General features: G+C 45.5%; 10 protein-coding genes, 1 tRNA gene and 1 pseudogene. 10 read left to right on the plus strand and 2 right to left on the minus strand.

The annotated features are described in order from the left end of the window. Positions 1–381 precede the first annotated feature (381 nt). A tRNA-Cys gene (locus tag PCY07_RS07600) sits at positions 382–452 on the minus strand. A 253-nt stretch (positions 453–705) separates the two neighbouring features. Between PCY07_RS07600 and rpsB the strand changes: the two genes are divergently transcribed. Continuing rightward, positions 706–1488, plus strand: a complete 783-nt coding sequence (rpsB, locus tag PCY07_RS07605) for a 30S ribosomal protein S2 (protein ID WP_003016971.1) — start codon at positions 706–708, stop codon at positions 1486–1488. Between the two features lie 82 nt (positions 1489–1570). Further along, on the plus strand, positions 1571–2611 hold the full coding sequence (gene tsf / locus PCY07_RS07610; protein WP_215195228.1) for a translation elongation factor Ts: 1041 nt from the start codon (positions 1571–1573) through the stop codon (positions 2609–2611). Positions 2612–3102: 491 nt separating this feature from the next. On the opposite strand, the gene PCY07_RS07615 is transcribed toward tsf, so the two are convergent. After that, positions 3103–3573 carry a small multi-drug export protein gene (locus PCY07_RS07615; protein WP_003002130.1) on the minus strand — a complete coding sequence of 157 codons (471 nt, stop codon included), beginning with the start codon at positions 3571–3573 and terminating at the stop codon, positions 3103–3105. Positions 3574–3741: 168 nt separating this feature from the next. On the opposite strand from PCY07_RS07615, the gene PCY07_RS07620 reads away from it, so the two are divergent. From PCY07_RS07620 to PCY07_RS07660, 8 genes and pseudogenes are all read left to right on the plus strand, one after another. Then, the gene (locus PCY07_RS07620) at positions 3742–4263 is read left to right on the plus strand and encodes a DNA starvation/stationary phase protection protein (protein ID WP_003001978.1); all 522 of its coding nucleotides are present in this window, start codon (positions 3742–3744) and stop codon (positions 4261–4263) included. 369 nt (positions 4264–4632) lie between these two features. Beyond that, positions 4633–11451: an Ig-like domain-containing protein gene (locus tag PCY07_RS07625; protein ID WP_301356537.1), complete on the plus strand. Its 6819-nt coding sequence runs from the start codon at positions 4633–4635 to the stop codon at positions 11449–11451. A 134-nt stretch (positions 11452–11585) separates the two neighbouring features. Then, positions 11586–13988, plus strand: a pseudogene (locus tag PCY07_RS07635) (alpha-L-fucosidase); the annotation flags it as partial. A 294-nt stretch (positions 13989–14282) separates the two neighbouring features. Next, entirely contained in the window at positions 14283–14747 is a 465-nt protein-coding gene (locus tag PCY07_RS07640) for a CtsR family transcriptional regulator (RefSeq protein ID WP_301356538.1), read from the plus strand. Next, entirely contained in the window at positions 14748–17177 is a 2430-nt protein-coding gene (locus PCY07_RS07645) for an ATP-dependent Clp protease ATP-binding subunit (RefSeq protein WP_301356539.1), read from the plus strand. A 9-nt stretch (positions 17178–17186) separates the two neighbouring features. Next, positions 17187–17675 carry an ECF transporter S component gene (locus tag PCY07_RS07650; RefSeq protein WP_301356540.1) on the plus strand — a complete coding sequence of 163 codons (489 nt, stop codon included), beginning with the start codon at positions 17187–17189 and terminating at the stop codon, positions 17673–17675. Beyond that, positions 17653–18060, plus strand: coding sequence for a DUF4430 domain-containing protein (locus PCY07_RS07655; RefSeq protein ID WP_195915801.1), 408 nt, complete (start codon positions 17653–17655; stop codon positions 18058–18060). The genes PCY07_RS07650 and PCY07_RS07655 overlap by 23 nt, the downstream gene beginning before the upstream one ends. A 158-nt stretch (positions 18061–18218) precedes the next feature. Continuing rightward, positions 18219–18935: a hypothetical protein gene (locus tag PCY07_RS07660; RefSeq protein ID WP_301356541.1), complete on the plus strand. Its 717-nt coding sequence runs from the start codon at positions 18219–18221 to the stop codon at positions 18933–18935. Positions 18936–19032: the final 97 nt, after the last annotated feature.

The raw sequence follows: 19032 nt of genomic DNA on the forward strand, positions 1-19032 counted from the left end.
AGTGGTTGAGTGGGCTCTACTACGCTGATTTCATCAGCTTTTACAGCCCTACTCAACTGTGCGGAGGTGGGACGACGAAATCGAATTCTAACGAATTACCGATTTCTGTCCCACTCTCTCTTTTCTTCGATGTTTTTTCAGATCGGTAACAACTTTTAAGTACTTGGTAGTTGGAGCAGATAGGACAATTACGATTTTATCATTTTTTGGGGACCCTTGGTTTACATAGAGTATTTGTTAGGATGTTTTGAGGTGTGCTTGGCATAGAAAAGAAGAGCTTTAGGAAATCCAACATTAAGAAAGAAATCTGAAGTGTAACAAAAAACCCCTATTGCTAGGGGAATTTTTAAAAGATAAAAGATGATAAAAATTTTATTATCAAGGCGGTAGACGGATTTGAACCGACGATCAAGCTTTTGCAGAGCCGTGCCTTACCACTTGGCTATACCGCCATAACAAATATTATTGTAACCTAAAAAATAAGATTGGTCAAGAAAAACTTTTTGGCTCAAATGATTGTAGAAGGAGGAAGTTGAAAAAATCTCTCAAATGGCTTGCGAATTCTAGGGATTTCTGCTATACTTATAGAGTTGTCTAAAACAACAAATACTCATCTCGGATCCATTGTGGCGCCGTTGCCCTTGTGGTCGTGCTGCAAGTTGACGTCTGAGAGAGGAGAAAAAAACAAAAAAGGAGAAACTACTCATGGCAGTAATTTCAATGAAACAACTTCTTGAGGCTGGTGTACACTTCGGTCACCAAACTCGTCGCTGGAACCCTAAGATGGCTAAGTACATCTTCACAGAACGTAACGGAATCCACGTTATCGACTTGCAACAAACTGTAAAATATGCAGACCAAGCATACGACTTCATGCGTGATGCAGCTGCAAACGATGCAGTGATCTTGTTCGTAGGTACTAAGAAACAAGCTGCTGATGCTGTTGCTGAAGAAGCTGTTCGTTCAGGTCAATACTTCATCAACCACCGTTGGTTGGGTGGAACTCTTACTAACTGGGGAACAATCCAAAAACGTATCGCTCGTTTGAAAGAAATCAAACGCATGGAAGAAGATGGAACTTTTGAAGTTCTTCCTAAGAAAGAAGTTGCATTGTTGAACAAACAACGTGCTCGTCTTGAAAAATTCTTGGGCGGTATCGAAGACATGCCTCGTATCCCAGACGTAATGTACGTTGTGGATCCACATAAAGAACAAATCGCTGTTAAAGAAGCTAAGAAATTGGGTATCCCAGTTGTAGCGATGGTCGACACAAACACTGACCCAGATGATATCGATGTTATTATCCCAGCGAACGATGACGCTATCCGCGCTGTTAAATTGATCACTGCGAAAATGGCTGATGCTGTTATCGAAGGACGTCAAGGTGAAGACAGTGTTGCTACAGTAGAAGCTGAATTGGCAGCTACTGAAGGTCAAGCTGATTCAATCGAAGAAATCGTTGAAGTTGTAGAAGGCGACAACGCTTAATTTCATTCAATAAGTAACGAACCTAAGAGGGCAGGGCTCAGCCCGACCCTCTTATTTTATTAAAAAATATAGGAGAATCAAAATGGCAGAAATTACAGCTAAGCTTGTAAAAGAATTGCGTGAAAAATCTGGTGCCGGTGTCATGGACGCTAAAAAGGCATTGGTTGAAGTTGAAGGTGATATCGAAAAAGCGATCGAATTGCTTCGCGAAAAAGGTATGGCTAAAGCAGCTAAGAAAGCTGACCGTGTTGCCGCTGAAGGTTTGACTGGTGTTTATGTTGATGGAAACGTTGCAGCAGTTGTTGAAGTGAATGCTGAAACAGACTTTGTTGCTAAAAACGCTCAATTCGTTGAATTGGTAAACGAAACTGCAAAAGTCATCGCTGAAGGGAAACCAGCTAACAACGAAGAAGCTCTTGCTTTGACAATGCCTTCAGGTGAAACTCTTGAAGCTGCATACGTATCTGCAACAGCTACAATCGGTGAAAAAATTTCATTCCGTCGTTTTGCTTTGCTTGAAAAAACAGATGCACAACACTTCGGTGCTTACCAACACAACGGTGGACGTATCGGTGTTATCTCTGTGATCGAAGGTGGAGATGAAGCACTTGCTAAACAAATCTCAATGCACATCGCTGCAATGAAACCAACTGTTCTTTCATACAAAGAATTGGATGAACAATTCGTGAAAGATGAATTGGCACAATTGAATCACGTTATCGACCAAGATAACGAAAGCCGTGCAATGGTTGGTAAACCAGCTCTTCCACACTTGAAATTCGGTTCAAAAGCACAATTGACTGACGAAGTGGTTGCTCAAGCTGAAGAAGATATCAAAGCTGAATTGGTAGCTGAAGGTAAACCAGAAAAAATTTGGGATAAAATCATCCCAGGTAAAATGGATCGCTTCTTCTTGGACAACACAAAAGTTGACCAAGCCTACACTCTTCTTGCACAAGTCTACATCATGGATGACAGCAAGACAGTGGAAGCTTACCTTGAATCAGTAAATGCTTCAGTTATCGAATTCGTTCGTTTTGAAGTTGGTGAAGGTATTGAAAAAGCTTCAAATGACTTTGAAGCAGAAGTTGCAGCTACAATGGCAGCAGCTCTTAACAACTAAGAATAAAAAAATAAGAGGTTTCGAAGGGAACCTCTTTTTTCTGTGGAAAATATCTTATATCATTGTTTAAGCTGTTTTATAATATTAAACAAACTTTGTTTTCAAAAATAACAGACGTTACCAGAGATTCATCCAAATATTTTCTGAAACTTTCCGCCGTGAGAAAAGTGCCTGAAACTTAATGTTTTCAGGCACTCGGGAGTTTTGAGAGTAAAATAGTTCGGGGAACTGTTTTAGCCTGAGCCTAAAAATTGAAGAGCGAAGGGGTTCAAAACTAATTGAACACGGGCTGCGGATTGTGTCAAAAAGATAAGTTTTCCTAGAATCTAAAGATTCTTCGTTAAACTTCCTATTTTGACTTTATCCGCGGACGCCCTTTGTATCTTGATTAGTCATAGAACTTCATAGAAGTTCGCTGACGTCCGTACTTACCTAAGGAAAGATTCAGAGAAAATATTATGTGAATTGATATCATGGGCTCATTCTTTTGCTTAATGTGCGAAGGTATCGATTCCTAAGAGCAGGGACAGGGTTCCCATGATGAGGCCGGCTAGGATCACTCCCAGCATGACTGCGAGGCTACTGCGTTTGAAGTCCCAGTCAAGGATAGAAGCTGCAAGGGCACCAGTCCAGGCACCAGTTCCCGGAAGAGGAATCCCCACAAAGAGCAATAAGGCCCAGAAGATTCCCTTGTCTCCTGCAGCTTTTTCTAATTTCTGTCCGCCTCTATGCCCTTTATTGAGACACCAGCTAAAAAAGCCTCCGATGATCGGTTTTTTTGCGCCCCAAGTGAGGATATGGCGGGCGAAGAAGAAGATCAGAGGGACAGGGAGAAGATTTCCGATCACTCCGATTAGGAGCGCTGTCCATAAGGGAATACCATTTGCAATGGCAAAAGGGATGGCCCCGCGCAATTCAACAAGGGGAACCATGGAGATTAGGAAGGTAAAGATATATTTCATTGGTCAAGCCTTTCGATTAGTCTTCTTCATTCTATCGTATCTTCTTTCAATTGGCAACAATTCCAGCTTTGGAATGATCTTTTTGAATCTTTTATCTTGACTTTCTGATGGAGGAAGCATATAATAAAGACATAGTTAATTAGAATCATTATAAAAAGGAGAAACGATATGACAACTATGAAACATGAAGCAGCTACTGATGTAGCAACTTTTGCACCTTCTAATAAAGAAACTCTTCCAGAAACAAAAGCCCTCTTGAACCAAGTCGTAGCAGATCTCTACGTCGCTCACATTGCCCTTCACCAAGTACACTGGTATATGCGTGGACGTGGCTTTATGGTTTGGCATCCAAAAATGGACGAATACATGGACAGCTTGGATGCAACCTTGGATGAAGTGAGCGAACGCTTGATCACTCTTGGTGGAGCTCCTTATTCTAGCATGACTGAATTTTTGGAACACAGCAATATTGAAGAACGCCGTGGAACATTTACGAAAAATGTAGAAGAAAGCTTAACACGTGTTCTTGAAATCTTCCATTACCTTGATGGCCTTTACCAAAAAGCTTTGGATGTTACCGACGCTGAAGGCGACGATGTAACTAACGATATCTTTGTTGGGGCTAAAGCAGAACTTGAAAAGAACATTTGGATGGTGGCTGCTGAACTTGGTCAAGAACCAGGATTATAAGAGAAACGATAAAAGAGAGTGGGACAGAAATCGGTAATTCGTTAGAATTCGATTTCGTCGTCCCACCTCCGCACAGTTGAGTAGGGCTGTAAAAGCTGATGAAATCAGCGTAGTGGAGCCCACACAACCACTGCGTCTTGCTCGACAATCCAAAAATAATTGAGAGGCTAGGACTTTTGTCCCAGCCTCTTTTTTGGGTTACGGAGATTTCCACTAATTAAAGGAGTTCTTAATCTAACTATAGTTGGAGCGAAATTGGGACCTATCGGTCCTCTTTTTTTGGTATAGTTAATATGTGATTTTTGGAAGCGTCTACGATTGTAAGAAAGCGCTTACAAATAAGAGTTTTAATCCTAAGAGGAGGTTTTTATGGGAAAGTCTTTTTTTGAAAAGCGTCCTGTTTTTAGTATTCGTAAGCTCTCAGTTGGAGCTTGTTCTGTTGTGATTGGGATTTCTGCCTTGGGTCTTTCAAGGGTCCATGCGGAAGAAAAGCCAACCCTCGAAAGTGAACCGACTTCGATTGAAACACCAAGTGTTGTGACGGAAAACTCAGAAACGGAAGTTCCTGAAGCTGGTGCAAGGGTTTCAGAAGCTCCAGCTGTCATCACCCCTACCAGAGCTGAGGAAAAGCCAGCGCCTCAAGGCGAAGGCCAGCCCGTTTCAGCTTCATCTGAGCGTGCTACAGGAACAGAAGAAACAGCTGCTCCAGATCAAAATCGTGTAGCGGAGGATATTGTGCAAGATCGAGAACGTGATTTTAATAAAGATTGGTATTTTAAATTGAATGCGGCTCCTGGTGCAGAAGGGCGTCAAATGGATGTCAAGGATTGGAAAAAATTAGATCTTCCTCATGACTGGTCTATTTTCTTTGATTTCGATCATAACTCTCCTGCTCAAAATGAAGGGGGGCAATTAAACGGTGGGGATGCTTGGTACCGTAAGACCTTCCGTTTGGACGACAAAGATCTAGATAAGAAGGTCCGCTTGGAATTTGGCGGGGTTTATATGGATTCCAAAGTCTATGTAAACGGACAATTCGTCGGTCATTATCCAAATGGCTACAATGCCTTTTCTTATGATATTACCCCTTATTTGAATGCGGATGGAAGCGAGAATACCATTGCTGTTCATGTGGTCAATCAACAACCAAGTAGCCGTTGGTATTCAGGTAGTGGGATTTACCGGGATGTTAAGCTGAGTGTAACGGACAAGGTTCATTTAGCGCAGTATGGGACTACGATTACGACCCCTCAGTTGGAAAAACAGCAAAATGGGGCAGTGGATACAGTGGTGAAGAGCCGCATTGTCAACCAGGATGATCAAGCCCATAGTATTTATGCGGAATATGAAATTGTCGATCAAAATGGCCAAGTGGTGAGCGAAAAAACGCGCAGTGAAGCACAAGCTGTTCTAGCAGGTCAAGAGATCAACCTTTCTCAAACCTTGCATGTTGAAAAACCAACCCTCTGGGATGTGAAAACGGATCATCCAGCTCTCTATACCTTGTATACGCGGGTTTATCGGGATTCGCAGTTGGTCGATGTGCAAAAGGAACGCTTTGGTTATCGCTATCTGAACTGGACGCCAGAAGGTGGCTTCTTCCTCAATGGGGTGGCGACGAAATTCCACGGGGTATCTCTTCACCATGACCACGGGGCTCTTGGAGCTGAGGAAAATTACAAGGCTGAATACCGTCGTCTCAAACAAATGAAGGATATGGGAGTCAACGCGATTCGGACGACCCACAACCCAGCGAGTGAACAAACTCTGCAAATTGCAGCTGAGTTGGGCTTGATGGTCCAAGAAGAAGCTTTTGATACCTGGTATGGTGGCAAGAAACAATACGATTACGGTCGTTTCTTTGAAAAAGATGCTACTCACCCAGAAGCTCGTAAAGGGGATACTTGGTCAGATTACGATCTACGGACCATGGTAGAGCGGGGCAAGAATAATCCAGCCATTGTCATGTGGTCGATCGGTAACGAAGTCGGTGAAGCAGATGGTTCAGACAAATCTGTCGCAACTGTTCGTCGGTTGGTCAAGACCATCAAGGAAGTGGATGCAACCCGCTATGTCACTATGGGAGCTGATAAATTCCGCTTTGGTGATGGATCAGGAGGCCATGAAAAAGTAGCAGCAGAGCTCGATGCGGTTGGATTTAACTATTCAGAGGCCAACTATGAAAGCTTACGGGCCAAACATCCAAACTGGCTCATTTATGGTTCTGAAACCTCTTCTGCAACGCGGACACGGGGTTCATACTATCATCCTGAAAGAGAATGGGTCGGCAGCAACCAAGAAGACCGCCATTATGAACAATCAGACTACGGCAATGACCGGGTTGGTTGGGGTCGGACAGCAACCGCCTCTTGGACCTTTGACCGCGATCATGCCGGCTATGCAGGACAATTTATCTGGACCGGTACCGACTATATCGGTGAGCCAACCCCATGGCATAACCAAAATGACACACCTGTGAAAAGTTCTTATTTCGGTATTGTCGATACTGCCGGCCTTCCAAAGAATGATTTTTACCTCTACCAAAGTCAATGGGTATCGGCTGAGAAACATCCGATGGTGCATCTCTTGCCACATTGGAACTGGGACAATCCAGAATTAGCCAATCGTGTCATGGATGAAGAAGGTCGGATTCCTGTTCGTGCCTTCTCCAATGCCCACAGTGTGGAATTGATTGTCAATGGGGAATCACAAGGAGTGAAGACCTTTACCAAGAAGACCACAGTTGATGGCCGGACTTACCAAGAAGGGGCAAATCCGGATGAACTCTATCTAGAGTGGTTGGTCCCTTATGTACCAGGTAAAGTGGAAGCCATTGCGCGCAACGAAGCAGGAGAAGTGATTGCCCGCGATCAGATCGAAACAGCCGGCAAGGCTGCGGGTGTTCGTTTGTTGAAAGAAGAACACGCGATCGCAGCGGACGGTAAGGATTTGACCTATATTACCTATGAAATCGTCGATGAAGAAGGTCGTGTCGTACCAACAGCCAATAATTTGGTGCATTTCCATTTGCATGGACAAGGCCAAATTGTCGGTGTCGATAATGGGGAACAAGCCAGCCGTGAACGCTACAAAGCGCAGGAAGATGGCTCATGGCAACGCAAAGCCTTCAATGGCAAAGGGGTTGTGATTGTCAAATCAACTGAGCAGGCGGGTGCCTTTACTCTGTATGCAGACTCAGATCGCTTGCAATCAGACCAAGTCAGCCTCTTTACAGGTAAGAAGGACCAAGCAGAACGCACTGTATTAGGTGTGGAACCTGTTCGACAAAGTGCTTATCTAGGAGAAGAACCAACCTTGCCAAGTAAGGTCAATGTGGTCTATAGCGATGGCAAAGCCCAAGAAGAAGCCGTTGAATGGGATGCGGCAGACTATAGCCGTGCTGGCCAAGTCCGTGTGACAGGTCATGTTCAAGGACGCACGGTTGAAGCTCTGGTCGATGTGATCGGCGTGGAACAAGTCCTTCCAGTCATCAAACAAATCCCACAGGGAGCAAATCTAGCGACGGTGGATAAGGCTGTGCAATTAGTCTTCACCGATGGGACCACTGCCCACTATGAGGTCGATCAATGGACCTTGGAAGCTGGTCAAGAAGATCAGTTGTCCACACCAGGAGCACGCTTGAAAGCGACAGGACTCCTAGGCAATGGGGAAACGGTCCAAGCGACACTAGTGGTTGCAGGAGGAGATGTAGCCGAGGCTAAGAAACCAACGGTTCAGCTAGATGGAGTAGCTCTTCCAAAATTTGGTAGTGGCAACCATACTATTTTCCGTTCCCTCGCTTATGGTCAAGAGCCAGGTCAAGTCACAGCAAGTGCAGAAAATGCCCAAGTGACGGTCCTACAAGCTAGCCGCGAAAATGGTTTGAAAGCTCAAATCTTTGTAACTGCTAAGGATACGGGAGCAGTACAGACCTATGTGGTACAATTCCAAGAAGAAAGTCCACGGATTGAGCGCCTAGAATTGCGTCTGCCAGAAGGGCAAGAACTCAAGGAAGACCAAACGGTACCACTTGAAGTCATTGCCCATTACCAAGATGGTAGTCTAGCGAGTCTGAAAGCAGATCAAATCGATGTGAAGACAAGAGCTGGTAGTCAAGGAAAAGCAGTTACGACTAAGAAAGGTTTGGAATTGCGGGAAGCAGGGCTGGTTCATTTAGAAGCCAACTTCCAAGGACAAACAGGAGAAGTCAGCTTTACCATCACGCCAAATCCAGAAGAAAAGACGGTTGTCAAGGTGCGTCCTGTACGAATCAGTACCGATCGAAACATGTTGCCAGCTCTTCCAGAAACCGTCTTGGTTGAGTATGACAAGGGATTCCCTAAAGAAAAACATGTGACCTGGGATGCTGTAACAGCGGATCAGGTTAGGGATTACCATAGCTTTACAGTCACCGGTCATGTAGAGGGTGTGGAGAAAGAAGCCCAAGCTCAAGTGACGGTTGAAGGCATTATCGCTGTAGAAGAAGTCAGCACTACCACTCCAGTCGGCGAAAAACCAGCTCTTCCAGAAAGCGTACGGACCTATCACTCTAATGGCAAGACCTATACTGCCAAGGTGGCATGGGATGCGGTCGATCCGCAACTCTTGGCCAAAGAAGGAGAAGTTATCCTCTCTGGTCGTGTAGAAGGAACCGATCTTTCAACGCGTCTTCATATTCGTGTTTCCGCAAACACAGTCAAGGGGGCCAACGTAGCAGAGCAATGGACAGGCTCTGTCTTGCCACTCGCTTTTGCAAGTGATTCTAACGATGCGGATCCAGTTGCTAAGGTCAATGATAAGGTCATCTCCTTTACCGATGCTCCAGCTAACCGTTGGACCAACTGGGGGCGTGATAATGCGGAAGATTCGGTTGGGATCTTGTTTGGGGATTCTGGTATCTTGACTAAGCGAGCAGTGGACAACCTCCATGTAGGTTTCCACGAAGACCACGGCGTTGGAGCTCCAAGTGAATATGTGATTGAGTACTATACAGGGGAACAAATCCCAACAGTTCCAAGCAATCCAAATCGTGTTAAAGACGAAACAGACCATCCATTTAACAATCCAGCTAACTGGAAAGAAGTCAGCAACCTAACCGTTGAAGAATCGGTAGCAGCTGGCAAGATGAATCATTTCAGTTTTGATAAGGTCAACACCTATGCCGTTCGTATCCGCATGAAGACACCAGAAGGCAAACGTGGAAGCTCTATTTCAGAGATTCAGATCTTTGCCAATAAGGTTGCGGCAGAAGAAAAGAGCCAGTTGACCATTCGCGTCAATGGCGATGTATTGCCAGGTGTCAACCCAAGTGTGACGGATTACTACATCGATGCGCGTGATCGGGCTTATCCACAAGTGGAAGCGACAGCCAGCCATCACGGCCTTGCAACGGTTGTGCCAAGCGTCCATGAAGGTGAGCCAATCCGTGTCATCCATAAAGCGGAAGATGGGACCATCTTACAAGAATACCGCCTCTATCTCACAAGTGATGCAGAAAAACTGAAACAAGCTGCCCCAGTAGTGGTGGAAGCAGGTAGCCGTTTTGTGAAAGTCGGTCAAGATCTGGTTCTACCATCTACCGTAGGCGTTTACTTCCAAGGGGATACAGGCTATGAACGCAAGGAACTTACGGTGGACTGGAAGCCTCTACCAGCTGATGCACTTTCTCACGAAGGCAGCTTCACGCTAGAAGGAAAAGTCCTCGGCTATGATCTGACAGCTCAGCTGACTGTCCGGGTATCAGAAAAGACAGGAGAAAACCTCTCTGTGAACCGTGACTACAATGCAGAAGATACCAGGGCATTTGCTAGTGAAACCAACGATCTCGATCCAAATCAAATCGACTATATCGATTACATCAATGATGGTGGCTACAATGAGTACTACCGTTGGACCAACTGGAAGAGAGAACCGGATCAAACTGAAGTGTTTGCTGGTCTCATCTTCAAGAAAAATGGTCAAGTAACAGAGCGTTTGGTCAATAAAGTAGCAGTCGACTTCTTTGCAGATCAGGAAACAGGCCTGCCAACGAAAACGGTTCTTGAACGCTATATTGGTCCAGACTTTGATGTTCCGGATGATTATGGCAATCTGAAGAATCTTCCAGATCATCCATTTAACCAGGCCTCTAACTGGGAAGAAATCCCGTATAGCTTGGATTATGCCTTTGAACCTGGTTATATCTCTAATCTCAGCTTCAACGAAACCAGAACTAAAGCCATCCGTTTAAGAATGGTCCGTGATGAACATCTAAAAGGAATCGGAATCATTGAATTGAGCGCCTATGCCCCAACGGAAGAGGCTCAGGCGACAACAGACGTCACCATTCAAGTGAATGGCAAAGAACTAGAAGGATTTAAACCAGATGTGACAGATTATCATCTAGAGTATGAGGGAGAACGTCCAATCGTTTCAGCACTAGGTAAGAATGGAACAGCTGTTACCGTCGTGGATGCTAAAGGAGCCAACGCCCCTGTTCTTGTCAAGGTTGTCTCAGAAGATGGCAAGCTAGAAAAAGTATATCAAATCTTACTCATAGCAAAAGCACCAACAGGAACAGCTATTCCTGAAGATGGTGTGAAGAATCTGGTCCATACCAAGCCAGAGTTGGTGATTGAGCCAGAAGAGATGGACTTTGAACGCCTAGAACGTCCAAATGCGGATCTTCCAAAAGGTAAGAAACGTGTGGTTCAAGAAGGTCAAAAAGGCCGCAAATTGCGCTTAGTGGAAGTCTCTCAAGAAAATGGTGTGGAAAGTCAGAAGGAACTGGATGCCTTTGTAGAGCTAGATCCAGTGGCAGAAATCACAGAGGTGGGCACGAAAGAAGTGCTTCCAGACACTCCACAACCAGACCCGCAACCAGAGCTACAGCCACAACCACAACTAGAGCCACAATCACTTCCGAACCCAGAACGTCCTCAGGTCTCAGAAAGACCAGAGCCAGCAGAAACTTCTAAGCCATCTGTTGGAGTGGAACCTGTCAGTCAGAAAGGAATCGTTTCAGAAGGAAAGGCAGTTGAGAAAATAGCTCAAGCGCCAGCAGTTTCGTCTGCTCCAGTTTCCGAAGGTACATTACCAAATACGGGAACGGAAGAAAGCGTCGCAAGCCTCGTTGCAGGAATCCTAGCGGCAGGCCTTGCCAGTGCTGTGCTGGATGATCAGAAAAAAAGAGCCAATAAGATCAAGTAAAACGGCTAGAGAAACTAGCAAAAAACGGTAAAAAGTTCACAGGTAACAGAAGGAGGATGGGGAAGGCTCCACCCTCTTTACCTGGTGACATAAAAGAATAGAATATGGAAAAAAGATAAGTTGATCAGAGAAATCGATTTGGCATTCGCAAACTTTCAGTAGGCGCCTGCTCGGTAGTCGTAGCGACTTGTTTTTTGGGAGTGACTACCAGTTACGCGGAGGAACAAGCTGAGAGGAGTGAGACTCGTGAAGAACGGGTTGAAACAAGTGATGTCGATCATCAAGGAAAGGAGGAGAAAACTGTGAACGAGCACCAAGAAGAATCAGAGCATTCCTCAGCTGCAACGAGTGAGAAAGAAAACCGCACAGTTAGTGAAGGGACAGAAGCCACCCAACCAGCTACTTCTCTAGATGAGGAGTCTGAGATTGCGGATTATGGACCGCTTCCAAGCAAGGCCCAAATGCAATACCACCGCGAAGAACTGGCGGCCTTCATCCACTTTGGGATGAATACCTACTATGATCGTGAGTGGGGAGATGGGCAAGAAGACCCTTATTATTTCTATCCAGAGCATCTGGATACCGACCAGTGGATCAAAATCCTGAAGGATGCTGGTTTCAAACGGACCATCATGGTCGTCAAGCACCACGATGGCTTCCTCTTGTACCCTTCTAAATACACAGACCATACCATTGCCAAAAGTGGTTGGAAGGAAGGAAAAGGCGATGTCCTAGCCGAAGTTTCTGCTTCTGCCAGCAAGTATGACATGGATATGGGGGTCTACCTCTCACCTTGGGATGCTCACAGCCCGCTCTACCATGTGGATACAGAGGACCAATACAACCAATACTATCTCAACCAGCTCAAAGAAATCCTTGAAGATCCAAAATATGGTAACAAGGGTAAATTTGTAGAAGTCTGGATGGATGGAGCGCGTGGCGATGGAGCTCAAAAGGTCACCTATACCTTTGACAAGTGGTTTGATGCCATTCGCAAGGCTCAAGGGGATATTGCCATCTTCTCAGCTGAGCCGACCAATGTTCGTTGGATTGGAAATGAAAAGGGGATTGCCGGAGATCCGGTTTGGCAAAAGGTCAATCCAGATAAGATCCGCAACAATCCATCCAACAGTTACCTCAATCACGGGGATCCAGAAGGGAAGCAATACTCAGTGGGAGAAGCCGATGTTTCTATTCGCTCCGGTTGGTTCTACCATGACAATCAAGAGCCTAAGTCCTTGCGCGAATTGATGGATATTTACTTCAAATCGGTTGGTCGTGGAACCCCGCTTTTGCTCAATATCCCACCGAACCAAGACGGAAAATTTGCGGATGCGGATGTGGCCCGTTTGAAAGAATTCCGCCAGATCTTGGACCAACTCTACAGCGTGGACTATGCGGCGAGCGCTTTGGTAGAAGCAGACTCGACACGGCGCAATGCTCTCTACAAGGCCAGCCATTTGACAGATAGCGATGAAAAAACTAGTTGGGCACCTGCCGATGATGCCAAGACCGGATCTTTTGTCCTCGATCTTGGAAAAGAGCAACATTTTGATGTGGTAGAGCTCAAAGAAACCATCGAGAAAGGCCAACGGATTTCCGGTTTCACAATCGATGTAGCGGTGAATGGGCAATGGGTTCCTTTTGGGGCTGGCTCAACCGTAGGATACCGCCGTTTGATCAAAGGCCAACCAGTTGATAGTCGCTATATCCGGGTGTCCATCACCGATGCCCAAGCCACTCCGATCTTGAACGGTGTCTCTGTCTATAAGACACCAGCTAGCATCGAAGAAACAGATGGCTACCCGCTTGGTTTGGCCTATCATTCTGACCGGACTGCTGAGCGGGCCAATAGCCAATGGAATGAAGAGGGAGAAGGCGTTCGAGGCACCTCTATGTGGACCAAGGAAAAGGGAGCTTCGGTGACCTATCAGTTCGAAGGCACCAAGGCCTATGTGGTCGCAACTGTAGACCCTGGTCATGGGGAAATAGATGTCTATGTTGATGGCCAAAAACTAGCGACGGTTAATACCCAAAGTCCAACCCGCAAACGCAGCCAAAAGGTTTATGAAACACCGGATTTGAAAGCAGGAGCCCATACTTTGGCCTTGGTCAATAGCAAGGGAGATGCGATCGCAACGGAAGGGATTTATGCCCTCAATAACCAAGAAAAGGGCCTCTTTGAGTTTGCTCAGCCAACTCTAGACATTAAGAAAGGCGACCCAGCGCAAATCGTCGTCAAGAGAAAAGGCGGTTCTAAAGGAAGTGCCAGTCTCAAATTGATTACGGAACCAGGAACAGGGGTACATGGCAAAGTCTACAAAGATACCAACGTTACCCTTGAGTTCGTAGATGGAGAGACCGAAAAAACAATCCAGGTCCCAACTCTTGATTTTGCAGGGAAAGTGACCGATGTCTATGACTTTCAGGTCAAATTGTTGCATCCGGATCAAGGAAGCTTGGTCGGCTTTATTCCAGAGCTGACAGTTCAGGTGATGGAAGAAGTAGTTCAACAGTCGAAATGGAAAGAAGCTTAAACCGATATTCAAAGAAGGATTTTGTGAATTTGGTGAGAAATTCTTGCTTTAGGTTGCTGAGGCGCGGCTGCAAAGAATAGTTCATTCTTCTCATAAGAGGTTAGTTCTCACTAGCCTCTTTTATTTTGCCTTCTTAAGAGATTCCTATTTCCATAGAGTCTTTGCTTTATTTACAGCCGTAAAAATTGTATAATAGTCAAATAAGGTCAATGATGAGAACGAACACTCCAAGGCCATTTTTTATGGGCCAAAAAGTAGAGCATCCATCTAGAAAAAAAGCCAGAAAGGAGCATCATGGCAAATAAGAACACATCTGATAGCATTGAAGCTTATATCAAGGCCTTGCTGGCTCAAGCTGGCATGGCAGAGCTCAAAAGAAGTGAGTTGGCAGATGTCTTTCAGGTCGTACCCAGTCAGATTAACTATGTCATTAAGACCCGTTTTACCGAAAGCCGAGGCTATATTGTAGAGAGCAAACGCGGTGGTGGCGGTTATATCCGCATTGGCAAGGTCCAGTTTTCAGATCACCATCAGATGCTTCAAGACTTGGCAGCCAATATTGGAGAGACCATCAGCCAGCAGGTCTTCAATGATATCCTCCAGATGCTCTATGAAGAAAAATTATTGACAAAACGTGAGACTCAGTTGTTCTTTGCGACGACCCCCGATGAGGTTCTAGGTCGAGATGCTCTCATCATACGAGCAAATATGCTGAAAAAAATCATTCAACAAGTAGATAGAAAAGGAAATACCGACTAGATGAACTATTCAACAGCACTGTTAGAAAGTATAGAAGCGGCCCAAATACTAGCAGGCCACTATCAAGGGAATACCTTAGATACTTGGCATCTTTTGACGGCCATGGCCAATAATCCCTATAGCGTGGCAGGTTCTGTACTCAACGATTATCCTATGCAGATTGACGAATTTCAGGATGCAGCGGAGCATATTACAGGCCAGGCTTTTCAAAGCGACAATCGGTATGAAATCTTCCCATTTTCTTATCGGATGGAAGCGATGATGAAGCACGCAAAGGAGATTGCCCAGGTTCTTCATGCCAAGACCTTGGGAACAGAGCATGTGCTCCTCTCTCTTCTAGCGGACCGTGGGACCTTGGCTAGCCAAGTTCTGGAGTTTTCCGGCTTTGCCTTTACAGAGCAAGACAAGGGTGTTCCCGTTGCTTCCCTTCGAAAGAATCTTGAAGACAAGGCAGGCTGGGACAAAAATGATCTCAAAGCCATTCGGAGTCTCTATCGGGTCCAAAACCCTAACCGCCAAACTATGGGGAATATGATGGGCATGCCCCCAAGTACAAGTGGAGGCCTTGAGGACTACACCCGCGATTTGACAGAAATGGCGCGTGCAGGCCAGCTCGAGCCTGTGATCGGCCGGGATGCAGAAATTTCACGCATGATTCAAATCCTCAGCCGCAAGACGAAGAACAATCCTGTATTGGTGGGAGAAGCAGGGGTCGGGAAAACCGCTCTTGCATTAGGTCTGGCCCAGCGTGTCGCTAGTGGCAATGTTCCAGCTGAAATCGCGCAAATGCGTGTTCTTGAATTGGATCTCATGAATGTAGTGGCAGGGACGCGCTTCCGTGGGGACTTTGAAGAGCGGATGAACAATATCATCCAGGACATTGAAGAAGACGGTCACGTGATTCTCTTTATCGATGAACTGCATACCATTATGGGGTCAGGATCCGGCATTGATTCGACTTTAGACGCAGCCAATATTCTAAAACCAGCCCTGGCACGAGGGACCTTGCGTACAGTTGGAGCAACGACTCAAGATGAGTACCAAAAGCATATCGAAAAAGATGCGGCTCTCTCTCGTCGTTTTGCGAAAGTCACTATTGAAGAGCCAAGTGTTGCAGATAGCATCCAAATTCTCCAAGGCTTGAAAGAGACCTACCAGGACCACCATCATGTGGTCATTACCGATGAAGCGATCGAAACAGCTGTTAAATATGCCCACCGCTATTTGACCAGCCGTCAATTGCCAGATTCAGCCATTGATCTCTTGGATGAAGCGGCAGCTACCGTACAAAACCGCGATTCCAACGGTCACGTAAAAGAAGAGTTGACCGCCTTGGACCGAGCCTTGATGGATGGCAAGTGGAAGAAAGCAGCCCAGCTCTTACAAGTAGAGGATGCTCCCATTGTCTACAAAAAAGAGGTCACTGACCAAGATGTCTTGGTGACCTTGAGCCAATTATCGGGTATTCCAACTCAAAAACTGACCCAAACCGATGCCAAGAAGTACCTAAACTTAGAAACAGAATTGCACAAGCGCGTGATTGGTCAAGACCAAGCGGTATCTAGTATCAGCCGGGCCATTCGTCGCAATCAATCGGGTATCCGTAGCAATAAACGTCCGATCGGTTCTTTCATGTTCCTAGGACCTACCGGAGTTGGAAAAACAGAGCTAGCCAAAGCCTTGGCGGAAGTTTTGTTTGATGATGAATCGGCCCTCATCCGTTTTGATATGAGTGAGTACATGGAAAAATTCGCGGCTAGCCGCCTCAACGGTGCCCCTCCAGGCTATGTTGGCTACGAAGAAGGAGGTGAGTTGACCGAGAAAGTCCGCAACAAACCGTATTCTGTCCTCTTATTTGATGAGGTGGAAAAAGCCCACCCAGATATTTTCAATGTCCTTTTGCAAGTCTTGGATGACGGAGTCTTAACCGATAGTAAAGGCCGGAAGATCGACTTCTCTAATACCATTATCATCATGACCTCAAACCTGGGGGCAACAGCCCTTCGGGATGATAAGACAGTTGGTTTTGGTGCCAAAGATATCCGCTTTGACCAGGCCAATATGGAAAAACGCATGTTTGAAGAGTTGAAGAAGACCTATCGTCCAGAGTTTATCAACCGGATTGATGAAAAGGTGGTCTTCCATAGTCTCTCAAGCGAGGACATGCAACAAGTGGTGAAAGTCATGGTCAAACCGCTCATTGCGACCTTGGCAGAACAAGGCATGACCCTCAAATTCCAGCCTTCAGCGCTCAAGTTGCTAGCAACCAAAGGCTACGATCCAGAAATGGGAGCTCGCCCACTCCGTCGCGTTTTGCAGACCGAAGTGGAAGATCAGTTAGCAGAGCTATTGCTGAAAGGTCAAGTCCAAGAAGGGCAAACCATCAAGGTTGGAACAACAGCCGGAACGATCAAGTTCGAGATTGTCTAGGAGGACGTCATGACGCTTCAGCGATTAACCCGTATTTCGCTTTTGGCGGCCCTTTGTGTCGCTCTACGTCAGGCTTTTGCACCTTTTCCAAATGTCCAACCTATCTCTGCCATCTTTTTTCTCTTGGTGATATTTGAAGGGTATAGCTTTGCCTTTCTTGTTATGATGATCACCATGTTTGTCTCCGCCTTTTTCCTGGGGATGAGCCTGATTGTGTTCTTTCAGATTGTCGCCTTCGGCTGCTTGATGCTCCTTTGGTGTATCGGTTACAAGTGGTTGCCCTTTGTCCTTCAGATCCTTTTTGTGGGGCTACTGTCCTTTGCTTATGGGGTCTTGATCGATAGTGTTTATGCCTTGATTTACCATATTCCTTGGTGGACCTATGCTTTGGTCAATGGTTTTAGTTTTAACCTGGCCCATGCTTTATCAACGATCGCTTTTTATCCCATTATCTATCATATCTTTAGGAGATTTTATGTTGAAAAAAATCATTTCTAGCTTGATGACCTTACTTGCAGCTCTTCTTTTAGCGAGTTGCGCTCCGTCTCATAGCACAAACAATCAAACACCTGCTTCTAGCACAGAAGTTGCCAAGAAAAACGAAATTTCGATTACAATTAGCGTGACGCCAGAAGGTCAAAAAGCGCAATCAAAAACCTTGAAAGTAGCAGAAGAGAGTAACCTCATGAAAGTGCTCAAAGCCAACTACAAGATTGAAGAAAAAAATGGCATGATCACCTCGATTGACGGTCACAGTCAAGACGAAGCCAAAGGCCTTTACTGGATGTACAAGATCAATGGCGAGATGGCTCCTAAAGGGGCGGCAGAAACCACTGTCAAAAAAGGGGACAAGATCGAATTCTATCAAGAAGTGTACAAATAATGAGTAGCCGGATTATGTGTCCGGCTCTTTTTAGTATAGGAACTTACCTAAAACTTCTTTCAAATTAGAAAAATATTTGAGAACTATTGACAACCTCATATAACAGTGTTACAATAATGTTACAAAATATTACAAATATTACAAAAAGAGGTTCGGTTATGAAAAACAAAAAAATCATTTCCCTAGCAGCGCTAGCTCTTACAGCTAGTCTTTTCCTAGGAGCTTGTGGCGGGAATAAAGAAGAAAAGACAACAGAAGCAAGCAGTTCAAAGACCAGTCAAGTCAAACAAACCAGCTCTTCTTCTAAGAAAAAAGTGATCACTAGCAAGGATCCGATTGCATCTTCATCCTCTGATAGCAAATCAGAAGAAAGTCATACCGTTGGTAGCAAAAATACCCAAGCTGCAGCTAGTCAAACACCTGCTCCAGCTAAAGCAGCGACTCCAGCAGCGCCAGTAACAAAAGAAGTGGCCGCTCCAGCAACACCAGCTAAAGAAAAATTGCCCAGTCTAGAAGACGGTCATGCTCATGCTAAGAAGCAAGCCTCTGCTACGGAGAATGCTCAATACAAGGGAGTCTATTCTGTAGCAGCAGGGGACTTCTCCGCAGCAGCAGGGAATTGGTCTGACAAACGCGACACTGGCGTCACTATTGGCCAAGGTGGTCAAGTGACCATCCAACTTCCTGGGGGTCAACCCGTAGCTTATGGCGTCAGTGGTTATAACTATACCTTGGATGACGGCCATTACCATGCTAATCTCTCAGCAGGCGATGGGTCTGCAGCGACTCTGGATATCGTAGTTGGAAAAGATGGCTCTGTATCCAGTGTGACTGTTCTGAAAGACGGGGTCAGCCACTCCCTCACTCGTGAATAAGATTCGAAAGATTTGAAAGGATAAGCTTATCTTTTCAGATCTTTTTTGTTGGTTCGAATAAAAATATATTTTTTTATAAAAAACTATTGACAGATAG

This window comes from Streptococcus sp. SP1 (assembly GCF_030440005.1).
Lineage (GTDB): Bacteria > Bacillota > Bacilli > Lactobacillales > Streptococcaceae > Streptococcus > Streptococcus parasanguinis.